A 13,073-nucleotide genomic window follows, 5' to 3' on the forward strand; every position below is an offset into this window, starting at 1 on the left:
TGCGTATTCAGCGCTTCGCCGGGGCGTCCGGCGCCAGGGGGAAGGACACCCGGACGGTAAACAGGTCCGCCACGGTCTCCACGGTCAGCTCCCCGCCGCAGGCCTCGGTGAAGCTGCGGGCGATGGAGAGGCCCAGGCCGCTGCCGCCGTCGGTGCGGCTCTCGTCCCCCCGGACGAACCGGGCGGTGAAGTCCACGCCCTCCGGCAGCTCCCGGCTGGAGGTGTTGCGGACCCTGGCCTCCGCCCTTCCCTCCCCCGCCGTCAGCTGGAGGTAGACCCGGCTGCCGGGGAGCGAGTACTGCAAGGCGTTCTGGATCAGGTTCTGGAACACCCGGTAGAGCCGCTTGCCGTCGGCCACGATGGGAACCTCCCCCTCCGGCAGGTCCGTGCGCACGGTCAGGCCGCTTTGTTCGATGGGGTCCGCCATGTCCGCCAGGGTCTGGCGCAGGAGCTTTCCCAGGTCCAGCCGCTCCAGATCCACCGGCAGCTGATCGGAGGCGGCCTTGCTGACCTCGAACACGTCCTGGACCATGGCCTTGAGGCGCTGGGCCTTCTCATCGATGATCCGGGCGTAGTCCGCCGCGGCCCCCTCCAGGGGCTCCTGCCGCAGCAGCTCCGCGTAGGAGAGGATGGAGGTCAGGGGCGTTTTCAGGTCGTGGGAGACGTTTGCGATCAGCTCCACCTTCATCCGCTCGCTGCGGGTCCGGTCCGCCAGGGCCTGCTGGAGGCCGGACTGAATGTGGCTGAGGTCCTCCGCGATCTGGTGCAGGTCCGTGTCCGCGGGCAATTCCGCCGCGGCGTCCAGGTTTCCGGCCCGGATGGCCGCCGCCTGATCCGCCAGACGCCCCAGATCCCGGGCCAGGGACAGCTGGTGCCGGGAGGAGAGGATGCACAGCGCCAGCACCATGAGGAAGCCCAGCACCGTCAGCAGCACCCAGGCGAAGTACAGGTTCCACCAGTAGAGCTCCATGCCGATCACCAGCAGCACGGCGGCCGCCGCGGTGCCGCCCACCATGGCCGCCGGCAGGGCCAATGCCCACCGCCGCAGCCGCTGCTGCACCGGCAGGCGGAGCGAGCGGTCCCGGAGGAGGCGGCGGAGGCTCCGCAGCCAGCTCCGCCGCTGCTCCTTGGAATGATAGCGGTGGTCTATCCGGATCAGCCACAGAAGCAGGCACAAAAGCAGCAAAAGGGGCAGGTTTTCCAGAAGCATCCAGACGCCGATGGGGAGATACTCCTGTGTCACAATGGCCCAGGAGAGACCCCTGATATTGGTGAGGATATGGAACAGCAGCCAGAAGGGAACGCCCTGATCGGTATAGCCGAAGAGCAGCGACAGCAGGCACGCCGCCACCGCCAGAAACCGCAGCTCCGTCCACACGTACACGGTCTTGGCGGCGATGGCCGCCTCCGCCCGCCTCCGGTCCTTCCGGAGAAAACAGGCCAGAGACAGCAGGCCCAGTCCCGCTGCCAGGGCCAGGGCGGCCCTGAGATAGAAGGTGTAGAAGCCGCGCAGCTCCTCATACAGGCCGTACATGGGGCTGCTGCGGGAGATGTAGCCGCTGTCGTACTGGCCCTGGAGGTAGCGGATGGGGGTATTCCGGACCGCCATGCGGACCTCCACGCCCTCCACGCCCTCTCCGGCGGTGAAGTTTTCGTAGCCGGGCAGATACCAGCTCCGGTCCTCGGTGTAGATGCCGCTGCCGTAGAGGTCCGCCTCCTTCCCGTCCTTCCAGGCCTGGGCCTTGCCGTCCTTGAAGATCAGCAGGAAGTTGTATCCCTCCGGGATGTACGAGGTATCGGCCAGAGCTCGGCTGGTGTTGCGGTAAAGGACGCGGTTGTTTTTGCGGATGCAGTAGAGCACGTTCTTGTCCGCCTGATAGGCCGCGTCCGGCGCCGTGTACCCGGACTCCTCCGAGGCCATGGCGCTGTCGGAGGCGGTGTCCGAGTACCAGCCGCCGGAGGTCCATCCGGAATCGCCTTCCAGCACCGTGTCGTACCACGTGAGCGTTCCCCCGGCCCCCAGGGTCAGAAAGTCCCGGACATAGCCGCTGACCTCGGAGGCAAAGGCCCGGGTCTCCTGCCAGTCGTCCTTCCACCACTCCAGATCGCTGCCGGTGACCCACTGCCCCAGGCCGGAGAGCAGGCTCCCCGCCGTCAGGGCGAAGCCCAGCAGCAGGGCGGCCACGCCGGTCCAGGCCCGGAGCCGGGGGTGCTTTTTCGGCTCCACCCGAAGGACCCCGGGGGCCTCCTCCGCCCCGTTTATCGCCTCGCCCACCCGGGCGGCCACGTAGTGCTCCAGCTCCTCGCCGGGGTCATGCTCCATGCCGTTCCATTTTGTATCCAATTCCCCACACCACCTTGATGTAATCTGGCTCGCTGGGGTTCAGCTCCACCTTCTCCCGGATGCGCCGGATGTGGACCATCACCGTGTTCTCGCAGGCGTAGGCCGTCTCCTCCCCCCACACCCGGCGGTAGATCTCCTCTGCCGGGAACACCCGTCCGGGGTGATTCATCAGCAGCTCCACGATCTTCGTCTCCGTGGCGGTGAGGCGCACCGGCTCGCCGTCGGCGGTGAGCTGGCGGCTCTCCGGGTCGTAGGCCAGGCGGCCGTTGACCAGCACCCCCGCCCGGGAGCGGGCGTGGATGTCCCCCAGCTGAGTGTACCGGCGCAGCTGACTGCGGACGCGGGCCGCCAGCTCCTGGGGGTTGAAGGGCTTGGTGACGTAGTCGTCGGCCCCCATGGAAAGCCCCAGGATCTTGTCGGAGTCCTCGCTCTTGGCGGACAGGACGATCACCGGCAGGTTCCGCTTCTCCCGGATCCGCAGCAGGGCGGTGAGGCCGTCCAGCTTCGGCATCATCACGTCCAGCAAAATGAGGTCCACCGGCTTCGTCAGCGCCAGGTCCACGGCGGCGAGGCCGTCGGCGGCCTTCAGGCACCGGTAGCCCTCCCGCTCCAGGGTGATGGCGATGGCCCCGGCGATCTCGGCGTCGTCGTCCACCACCAGAATCCATTCGTTCATGTCGCGTCCCTCCTTGAGCCAAGGTCAGTGTCCCACACAATTCTTACAGCGGTGCGGGGAAATCTCTTACGGATTTCTTACAAAAAACGGGGGCCTTCCGGTCCCCGATACGGCCGGAAAAGGGGCCGCGCCCCTTTTCCGGCAGCTTCATTTTTTCAGCGGCAGCGTCAGGATGAAGCGGGTGGAGGATGCGTCGCTCTCGGCCTTCAGGGCGCCCCTGTGCTCGGCGGCGATGGCGGCGGCGATGGGCAGCCCCAGGCCGAAGCCCGACTGCTCCCCCCGGGAATCGTCCGCCCGGTAGAACCGCTCAAACAGGCGGCTCAGCTGCTCCGGGGGGATGGGCGCGCCGGGGTTGGCCACGGTCAGCCGGGCCTGCCGGTCGGTTTTTCGCAGCGTCAGGGTGATGGCGCCGCCGGCGGCGCCGTACTTGACGGCATTGTCCAGCAAAATGGCGATCACCTGCCGCAGCTTCTCCCGGTCTCCCAGCACCGTCACGTCCCCGGCCAGGTCCTCCCGCAGGGGCTTGCCCGCCTCAAAGGCCACCGGCTCGAAGGACAGTGCGCAGTCCGCCGCCACGTCGGTGAGGGACACCGTCTCCATCACCGCCGTGCGGACGGCGTTGTCCGCACGGGCCAGTGTCAGCATCTCCTCCACCAGGGATTTCATGCGCCCGGCCTCGGAGCGGATGTTGTCGCTCCACCGGGCGGGCCGGTCGGGCAGGTCCGCCGACTGGAGCATCTCCGCGTTGGAGAGGATCACCGTCAGAGGCGTTTTCAGCTCATGGGAGGCGTCGGAGAGGAACTGGCGCTGCTGGCGCCAGGCCCGCTCCACCGGCCGGGTGGCCCAGCGGGCCAGGAGGATGGACACGCCCAGAAGCAGCAGCAGCGACGCCGCGCCGATCTGGAAGTAGGAGCCCATCATCTCCCGCAGGGTGGCCTGCTCCATGGACATGTCCACAAAGGCCAGCTTCTGATACAGTCCGTTGTCCTGGCGGAGATAACGCAGGTTGTAGCTGTCGACGGTGCCCTCCGTCCGGTCCTGGGAGAGGCAGTCGGTGATGATGGCGGTCAGCTCCTCCGTGTCCTCCAGATTGGCGTAGGTACCGCCGGTGACATAGGCGCTGTACGTGCCGCTGATCTGCTGCCACACCTCCACGGTGAAGTAGGGCAGCTGGACCACCCGGTCCCCCAGGTCCAGCCCGATGTCCGGCCGGGACAGGGCGTTGGAGGCGCTCTCCCGCAGCACCCGCTGGAGCACCTCCCGGCTGATGATCTGGATGTTCTGCTGGGCGGAGGCGTAGGCGGAGAAGAACACCACCGCCAGCACCGCCGTCACCATGACCATGCACATGGCCACAAATTTTACCTGCAATTTACGGATCATGGGCAGAACACCCCCTTTTTGTCGAAAAAAATGTGGAAAAGTGGAAATCAGACCGGCCGGGTCAGGTTTCCGGCGCCTCCAGGCAGTAGCCCACCATGCGGATGGTGCGGATCTTTACGGCGGAGTGCAGATGCTCCAGCTTGCGCCGCAGAAAGGAGATGTAGACCTCCACGTTGTTGTCCTCGGCGTCGGACTCGTAGCCCCAGATCTTCAGCAGCAGCGTCTCCTTGGTGAGCACCTGCTTCTGGTTGAGCATCAGCAGCTCCATCATGTCGAACTCCTTGCGGCTCAGGCGCACGCTCCGCTCGCCACAGGACAGGGAAAAGGTGCTCCGGTCCAGCCGCAGGTCGGCGCAGGTGAGGCCCTCGGTACCGGTGCGCAGCTCCGGCTGCCGCCGGATCAGAGCCCGGACGCAGGCCAGCAGCTCCCGGGGCTCGAAGGGCTTGGTGAGATAGTAGTCGGCGCCGCAGTCCAGGCCCTGGACCTTGTCGGAGACCTCGGACCGGGCCGTCAGCATCAGCACCGGCGTGGCGTCCCCGGCGGCGCGCAGCCGCCGCAGCACCGTGAACCCATCCAGCTTGGGCAGCATCACGTCCAGCAGGATCACATCGTAGATGGCGCTGAGGGCGTTGTCCAGGCCCGTCTCGCCGTCGTGGCACACATCCACGGCATAGCCGTCCATCTCCAGCAGATCCCGCAGGGTCTCCGCAAGCCGTACCTCATCCTCTATGACCAGTACCCGCATGCACCATGCCTCCATTCCGGAAAATACCCATAAACGGGAAGGAAGAGTGTGTGCGGGAAACCCAGGAAGGGTTTCCTGCACAATTTCAATAAACAGCTTTCAAAACGTTGAAAACGCTTTGAAAGCGGCCTGATCTGTCAAAATTCTTTTTGACAGATCAGGGGGAGCCTTCGGCTCCCCCTGATTGTACCATGGGCCGGACGGCCTGGCAAGGTCACGCCGCGGTGTCGTCCGCCGCATCGGCGGTCTCCGCGGCGGCGTCCGCCGCCGTCAGGCCGTTCTGGGCGGCGGCAAACAGGGCGTCCACGCTGTCCAGATCCATCTGGTAAATGGTGGTGTCGTCGTCCACGCGGACGTAGCGGCCGTCGCCGTCCAGGTTCTCCGTGCCGAAGGCCAGCGTCAGGGTCTGCTCCGTGCCGCTGTCGGTGAGGTAGGTCATGGTGACGGTGACCGGCTCGTCAAAGCCGCAGATGCTCACCGCCTCGTCGGTGGGCTTGTAGTCCACGCACTTGGTGACGCTCAGGGCCTCCAGCTCGCCGATCAGGTCCGCGGCGGCGTCGGTCACGTCCTCCCCGCCGGATTTCCAGGTGACGGTGACGCTGCCGTCGGCGTCCTCGTCCTGGTCCGGCGTCAGGGTCACGGTCTCAGCGCCGGAGAGGGTCACGGAGAGGATCCGCTCCTCGGTCAGCAGGGGCAGCTCCGGCAGGGCGCACATGTCGTAGATGGCCTTGGACATGTAGGTGTACAGGGTGTCCGCAATGATGTAGACGGGGCTCTCCTGCCCGTTCATGAGCATGTAGTAGCTGGTGCCGTCGGTGGTGGCGTTGCCCAGGGCGAGGGTCAGCGTCTCCCCCTCCGGGGTGGTGGCGGTGAGGGTGGCGAAGGGATCGTCCAGGCCGTAGGCCTCCAGGGTGTCGCCGTCGGTGATGGTCTGCTGGGGCTTGAGGGCGGTCAGCAGGTCCACGATGGCGGTGACGGTGGAGGCGTCCAGGGGGAACTCCGGGTCGTCGGCCCAGGTCCAGTTCCCGTTCTCGTCCAGGGCGAAGGACAGCGCGGTGGTGCCGTTGTCATAGCTGAGGGCGGAGTAGGCCGCCTCCTCCGTGATAACGCCGGCGGCCTCCGCCGCGGCGGCTTCCTCCTCGGCCTGGCGGGCGCTGCGGTCCTTCAGGGTGCGGACGATCAGCAGCACGGCGGCCAGCGCCGCCACCACGACGACCAGGGTCAGCAGGGTCTTTTTCTGGGATCGGTTCATGGGCGTATTCTCCTTTGTTGCAGCGGCGGGCGGGGCCCGCGCGGGATTTCCGTGGGACCCCGCCGGGGGTCCTTACAGCTTGCGGCGGCGCATCCAGCGGAGGAAGCCGCAGATCAGCAGCGCCGCCGGGATCACCAGGATGAACAGCAGTCCCCAGATGCCGGCGGTGGTGACGGTGTTCATGGGGACGGACAGGCTCACCGGCTCGATGGAGATGGCGGAGATGTCGTCAAAGCCCGCCAGCACGGCGGAGACGAACAGGTCGGTGTTGTCCAGGTTGGTGAAGCTGGAGGTGATGGATTCATCGGTGAGGGAGGCGGAGCCGAACACGGTCAGCCGGGTGAAGAGGCCGTCGTCGATCTCCTCGGTGGCCACGGCGCCCACGGCGTAGGTGCCCTGGGTCTGGTGGTCGGCGTCCAGGATGGCGAAGCCGTTTTCCGAGGTGGTCAGGAAGGACTGGACGGTGATGGTGTCCCGCTCCGGATCCGTCAGCGTCACGCCCCGGGCGTTGTACATCAGCACCATGGAGTCGCTGGTCAGGGCGGAGGCGGCGTCCACGGAGGTGTCCACCAGGGGGAAGAACAGGTAGGGGATGTTCTGATAGTAGCGCCCGGCGTCGGCGATGAGGCCGTCGGCCACGGTCATGCCGTAGGCGGCGCACATGGCCTCGAAGTTGGGCAGGTCCTCCAGCTGGCCGGCCATGGTGTAGACCACCTGGCCGCCGGTGGAGAGGTACTCCAGCACCATGTCCAGCTCGTCGTCGGCCAGGTCCCGGGTGGGGGCGTTGATGAGCAGCAGGTCGCAGTCGGCGGGGATGCCGCCGTCGGTCAGCAGGTTCACGGACGAGACCGCCACGTGGGCCTTGTCCAGCCGCTCCGTCACGCTGAGGGGCAGGGCGGACTCGTCGTGGCCGGTGGTCTCATAGACCGTCCGGGACGCCTCGGACACCACCGCGTCCACGGCGGAGGTCAGCAGGCCCTCGGCGTCGAAGTCCGTCTCGCTCTTGGTGCCGTAATAGTAGTAGGTCATCAGGTCGTAACCGATGATGTCGTCGATGGCGAAGGACTCCTGCTGGCCGGTGGCGGCGCAGGTGACCACCACCGTGCCGGCGTCCACGCCGTAGGTGCTCAGCACCGAGGGGTAGACAACCGGGTCGATGTACTCCACGCTCAGGCGGTCGCTGAGCGCGGCGTACTTGTCCAGGAAGCGGACGATGCGGCTGTCCACGCTGTCCTGATCGGACAGAATGTGGATCTCCACGTCCTGATCCAGGGCGGCGAGGTATTCCACCGACGTATCGGTGATATCATAGATGCCGCTGTTCGTCAAGTCCCATTGGGCCCAGCTCTCCGGCAGCTGCGCCGCCAGCAGGTTGAACACCACCGCCGCGGCCACGGCCAGGGCCATGAGCCCCGCGGCGAAGGCCCCCCGGCGGGAGGCGTGACGGCCCGCGGTCTCCCGCAGGGCGGTTTTCCAGTTTTTCCGTTCCATTGCCGTCACCTCCCTCAATTCCAGCGGCGCTTCTGGACCACCTGAACGGTCAGAAACACCAGCAGCGCGCACAGGGACAGATACAGCAGCACGCCCCGCAGGTCAAAGACGTGGTCGGAGGCGAAGCTGTCAAAGGCCGTGATCAGGGAGAACTTGCCCAGCACGTCCGGCAGCAGCCCGGCGAAGGCGGAGGAGTCCTTGATGTAGAACCCGGCGATGACCGCCGCGCCCACCGCCAGGGTGCCGGCGGTGATCTTCCAGTTGTCGGACAGGGCGTTGAGCAAAAAGCACACCAGGATCAGCGCCGCCAGCAGGCCCAGCAGGGACCCGGAGGCGCTGGTGGGCAGGAAGCTGACCAGGCCGTCCCACAGGTACAGCACCAGCAAGATGCCGAAGGTGCCCACGGCGGCGATCAGCTGGCTCTCCGTCAGGGCGGAGACCAGCAGACCCACGGCGATCTCTACGGCGCCCAGCAGGAAGAAGGCCAGGATGGTGCCGTAGTCCGCCAGCAGGAAGGACGAGCCGTTGAGGGCGATGATCAGGGGGCACAGGCACGCGATGGCCGTGGGCAGGGCGAACACCGTCAGCATGGCCAGGTACTTGCCCATCACCACGCCGGTGACGCTGACCGGCGCCGTCAGCAGCAGCTGGTCGGTCCTGCTGCGGCGCTCCTCCGCCATGGACCGCATGGTGAGGATGGGGACCACCACCATGAACACAAACAGCGTATAGCTCAGGGACATGGAAAAATAGGGGTAGCCGTTGAACAGGTTGTATACAAAGAAGTAGATGCCGATGAACACCGTCAGCACCGCCGTGAACAGCCACCCGGTCATGGAGTTGAAGTAGGAGGCAACCTCCCGCTTATAAATTGCCGTCATGGTCTGCCTCCTCTCTCGTCTCCGCGTCCTCCGGCGCGGGCTGCGCGGCGGCGCCGGACAGCGCCGCCGCGGCCTTGGCCGCCACGGCGTCGTCCTCGTCGGTCAGGTCCAGGAAGGCCTCCTCCAGGGAGGCGGTCCGGGGCCGCATCTCCAGGATGGGATACTGGGCGTCGGCCAGGGCGTAGAACACCGCCTCCCGCACGTCCCGGTCCCAGGACACCGACAGCCGGGCGGTGTCGCCCACACGGCTGAGCACGGCGCAGCCGGTGATGCCGGGCACCGTCTCCAGCACCGCCGCCGCCTGGTCCGCGTCCGCCCGGACCTCCAGCTCCAGGGCCCCGCCGGCGGAGAGCTTGCCCTCCAGGGCCTCCGGGGTGTCGCAGGCCACCAGCTTGCCCTTGCGGATGATGAGCACCTGGTCGCACACCGCCCGGATCTCCGAGAGGATGTGGGAGCTGAGGATCACCGTGTGGTCCTTTGCCAGCTGGCGGATCAGGTCCCGGATCTCCACCACCTGCTTGGGGTCCAGGCCCACGGTGGGCTCATCCAGGATGATGGTGCCCGGGAAGCCCAGAATGGCCTGCCCAAGCCCCACCCGCTGGCGGTAGCCCTTGGAGAGGTTGCGGATCAGACGATCCGCCATGTCCTCCAGATGGGTCAGGGTCAGCACCCGCTGGAGCTGGTCCTCCAGCTCGCCCTTGGGGATTCGCTTGAGCCGCCCGCAAAAGCGCAGGTACTCCTTCGCCGTCATGTCCCCGTACAGGGGCGGGATCTCCGGCAGATACCCGATCCGGGCCTTGGCGGCCTCGGGCTCGTCGAGAATATCGTGGCCGTCGATGAGCACCTGACCCTCCGTGGCGGCCAGGTATCCGGTCATGATATTCATGGTGGTGGACTTTCCGGCGCCGTTGGGCCCCAGGAAGCCAAAGACGTGGCCGTCCTCCACCGTGAAGCTCAGGTGATCCACCGCGTAGTGGTCGCCGTACCGCTTCACCAGGTTTTTGACCTCGATCACAAAGCAAACCTCCTTTTGGGAGCGGGCGCACAGGGGCCCCTCCCGTCAACGCTGGGCAGTATAGACCGGAAATCTGAAACCGAACTGAAAGAGGGGACAAAAAACCGGACCTTTTCGGTCCGGCGGCAAGAAAGCGTGAAAAGTTCCTCTTTTCTGGGAATTTCCAGCGAGATTTTCTTGCAAAGAAAGCGGGCCTCCTATATAATAAGTGCGCAAATTGCGAAAAAACTCACAAATCACATCACCGGGACGGAATGCGACCGCCCGGGGAAAGACGGAGGAAAAAAGGACATGAGAGGAGTACACAGCGCGGTAGACGATATCCGCCGCAACGTCTTTACGGAGGTGGCCCGTCTGGCCTATGAGGACGGAGACCTGAGCCGGGTGGACATGATCCCCTACAAGATCGTTCCCGGAGAGGTGGCCCACCACCGCCACGACGTGTTTCTGGAACGGGCCATCGTGCAGGAACGGGTCCGTCTGGCCCTGGGTATGAGCCTGCAGCCCGCGGACGCCCAGTCTCCCGTCAGCGCCCACATCCAGGAGGCTGCCACCGACCAGAAGTATTTCGAGGAGCCCCTGATCAACATCATCCCCTTTGCCTGCAACGCCTGCCCCCCCAAGCAGATCCGCATCACCGACAGCTGCCAGGGCTGCATCTCCCATCCCTGCATGAACGTCTGCCCCAAGGATGCCATCTATCTCGATGAGAACAAGCACTGCCACATCGATCAGGACAAGTGCATCAAGTGCGGCAAGTGCTTCAACCAGTGCCCCTACCGGGCCATCTCCAAGATCGAGCGGCCCTGCGCCGCCGCCTGCGGCATGGACGCCATCGGCTCCGACGAGCTGGGCCGGGCCAAGATCAACTACGACAAGTGCGTCTCCTGCGGCATGTGCCTGGTCAACTGCCCCTTCGCCGCCATCGCCGACAAGAGCCAGATCTTCCAGGTCATCAACGCCATGCGCAAGGACGAGGAAGTGGTGGCCTGCGTGGCCCCGGCCTTCGTGGGCCAGTTCGGCAAGGACGCCACGCCCTCCAAGCTCAAGGCCGCCATGCGCGCCCTGGGCTTTGCCGACGTGGTGGAGGTTGCCATCGGCGCGGACCTTTGCACCGTGGAGGAGGCCCACGACTTTTTGGAGAACGTGCCGGCCAAGCAGCCCTTCATGGGAACCTCCTGCTGCCCCGCCTGGTCCGTCATGGCCAAAAAGCTCTTCCCCCAGTTCAAGGACTATATCTCCATGGCCCTGACCCCCATGGTCATCACCGCCCGCATGGTGAAGAAGGACCGGCCCAACGCCCGGATCTGCTTTATCGGGCCCTGCGCCGCCAAGAAGCTGGAGGCCAACCGCAAGTCCGTCCGCTCCGACGTGGACTTCGTGCTGACCTTTGAGGAGCTTCAGGGCATGTTCGACGCCAAGGACATCGACTTCACCAAGATCGAGGGAGACCCTGCCGACGACATGGTGGAGGGCACGGCCATGGGCCGTGGCTTTGCCGTGGGCGGCGGCGTGGCTGCCGCCGTGGTGGAGGCCATCAAGCACATCGACCCCGACCGGGAGGTCCTCATCGAGTACGGCGACGGCCTGAAGGAGTGCCGCAAGATGCTGATGATGGCCAAGGCCGGCAAGCGGGACGGCTATCTGCTGGAGGGCATGGGCTGCCCCGGCGGCTGCGTGGCCGGCGCCGGCACCGTCACCCCCGTGAAGGAGAGCGCCGTCAACGTGGAGAAGTTCAAGCAGCAGGCGGCCGCCGCCAGCAGCACCGAGAGCCCCTATCTGAACCGTCTGAAAGAAGTGGAGGAGTGATCCCGCTTTCCGGCATGCCGGTTATCCGGGTTCGCTGATCAGACCCAAGTCCCCGCCGAAACGGCGGGGACTTTTTTTGGAGGCCATGTGTCCTTCGCGGGAAGACAAACGTGTTTGATTTTGTCAATATGGAAATTCTCACATTTTTTTGAACTCGTTTTGTGTAAATTTAATATGGTTTTCGGAAAGCTTACGTAGAAAAAAAGTAAGAACCAAAGTTTTTTCCTAGAAGTGCGAAGAAAATTCTATCGTTTTTTTCCAAAAGAAGCATTAAAATAAAGCCAACTTCGGAGGACGGAGGGGAAAACCGCCCTTCCGCGGAGAAAAGAAGTCAATTTTTACAGGAGGAACATCATGAAGAAATTTCTTGCCCTGATCCTGGCTCTGGTCATGAGCCTGTCCCTGGTGGCCTGCGGCGGCGGCGACACCGCTACTGAGGAGACCACCGACGACACCGCCACCGAGGAGACCACCGGCAGCGCCCTGAACGTGGGCGTGTTCTACTACAACTTCGCCGATGCCTACATCACCACTGTCCGCAGCGCCATGGACGGCCTGCTGGAGGGTGCCGGCATCGCCTACAACAACTATGACGGTGCCAACAACCAGGCCACCCAGCTGGACCAGATCAACACCGCCATCACCAACGGCGCCAACCTGCTGGTGGTGAACATTGTGGAGACCTCTTCTCCCGACGCTGCCCAGCAGGCCTGCGATGCCGCCAAGAACGCCGGCATCCCCATCATCTTCTTCAACCGCGAGGTTGCCAACGAGGTCGTCGACAGCTATGAGAACTGCGCCTTCGTCGGCACTGACGCCGCCGAGGCCGGCCACATGCAGGGCGAGATGATCGGCACCTACCTGCTGGAGAACTATGACGCCGTGGATCTCAACGGCGACGGCACCATCTCCTACGTCCTGTTCAAGGGCCAGGAGGGCAACGCCGAGGCCGAGTACCGCACCCAGTTCGCCGTGGAGGACGCCGACGCCCTGCTGACCGAGGCCGGCAAGCCCGCCCTGTCCTTCTATGACGCCAACAACTCCTCCAAGTACCTGGTGGACACCACCGGCAGCTGGTCCTCTCAGGCCGCCACCGACTACATGACCACCATCCTGGCCTCCTACTCTGAGGCTTCCAACAACATGATCGAGCTGGTCATCGCCAACAACGACGGCATGGCCGAGGGCGCCATCGCCGCTCTGCAGGCCGCCGGCTACAACACCGGCGACGAGGGCTCCACCACCATCCCCGTCTACGGCGTCGACGCCATGGACTCCGCCGTCCAGAAGATCCAGAACGGCCAGATGACCGGTACCGTCAAGCAGGACGCCGAGGGCATGGCCAACACCATCCTGACCCTGATCAACAACATCGGCTCCGGTGCCGCCCTGATGGACAACACCGACAGCTACAATGTGGACGCCGACTGCGCCAAGATCCGTGTGCCTTACGCCATGGTCACGGCCTGATTCGGTC

At 65.2% G+C, this 13,073-nt stretch carries 10 protein-coding genes; 2 read left to right on the forward strand and 8 right to left on the reverse strand.

Features of this window, described 5'->3' with window-relative positions:
* Positions 1-7: 7 nt before the first annotated feature.
* The 8 genes from ACVDHE_RS05760 to ACVDHE_RS05795 form a co-directional block, all read right to left on the reverse strand.
* Complete coding sequence (locus ACVDHE_RS05760; RefSeq protein ID WP_458885905.1) at positions 8-2,344, reverse strand: sensor histidine kinase; 2,337 nt, start codon at positions 2,342-2,344, stop codon at positions 8-10.
* Positions 2,313-3,020 carry a response regulator transcription factor gene (locus ACVDHE_RS05765; RefSeq protein ID WP_325226441.1) on the reverse strand — a complete coding sequence of 236 codons (708 nt, stop codon included), beginning with the start codon at positions 3,018-3,020 and terminating at the stop codon, positions 2,313-2,315. The genes ACVDHE_RS05760 and ACVDHE_RS05765 overlap by 32 nt, the downstream gene beginning before the upstream one ends.
* 147 nt (positions 3,021-3,167) lie before the next feature.
* Positions 3,168-4,403, reverse strand: a complete 1,236-nt coding sequence (locus tag ACVDHE_RS05770; RefSeq protein WP_458885906.1) for a sensor histidine kinase — start codon at positions 4,401-4,403, stop codon at positions 3,168-3,170.
* 61 nt (positions 4,404-4,464) lie between these two features.
* On the reverse strand, positions 4,465-5,148 hold the full coding sequence (locus ACVDHE_RS05775; RefSeq protein ID WP_325226438.1) for a response regulator transcription factor: 684 nt from the start codon (positions 5,146-5,148) through the stop codon (positions 4,465-4,467).
* Positions 5,149-5,362: 214 nt separating this feature from the next.
* Positions 5,363-6,400 (reverse strand): DUF4340 domain-containing protein, encoded by a 1,038-nt coding sequence (locus tag ACVDHE_RS05780; protein WP_458885907.1) that lies wholly within the window; start codon positions 6,398-6,400, stop codon positions 5,363-5,365.
* 72 nt (positions 6,401-6,472) lie between these two features.
* Positions 6,473-7,891 (reverse strand): Gldg family protein, encoded by a 1,419-nt coding sequence (locus ACVDHE_RS05785; RefSeq protein WP_458885908.1) that lies wholly within the window; start codon positions 7,889-7,891, stop codon positions 6,473-6,475.
* Positions 7,892-7,905: 14 nt separating this feature from the next.
* Positions 7,906-8,772, reverse strand: coding sequence for an ABC transporter permease (locus ACVDHE_RS05790; protein ID WP_213037239.1), 867 nt, complete (start codon positions 8,770-8,772; stop codon positions 7,906-7,908).
* Positions 8,756-9,787, reverse strand: coding sequence for an ABC transporter ATP-binding protein (locus tag ACVDHE_RS05795; protein WP_325226431.1), 1,032 nt, complete (start codon positions 9,785-9,787; stop codon positions 8,756-8,758). The genes ACVDHE_RS05790 and ACVDHE_RS05795 overlap by 17 nt, the downstream gene beginning before the upstream one ends.
* Before the next feature lie 291 nt (positions 9,788-10,078).
* On the opposite strand from ACVDHE_RS05795, the gene ACVDHE_RS05800 reads away from it, so the two are divergent.
* On the forward strand, positions 10,079-11,596 hold the full coding sequence (locus ACVDHE_RS05800) for a 4Fe-4S dicluster domain-containing protein (RefSeq protein ID WP_458885909.1): 1,518 nt from the start codon (positions 10,079-10,081) through the stop codon (positions 11,594-11,596).
* A gap of 354 nt (positions 11,597-11,950) precedes the next feature.
* Positions 11,951-13,066, forward strand: coding sequence for a galactose ABC transporter substrate-binding protein (locus ACVDHE_RS05805; protein WP_458885910.1), 1,116 nt, complete (start codon positions 11,951-11,953; stop codon positions 13,064-13,066).
* Positions 13,067-13,073: the final 7 nt, after the last annotated feature.

It is taken from the genome of Dysosmobacter sp. Phy (genome assembly GCF_054476235.1).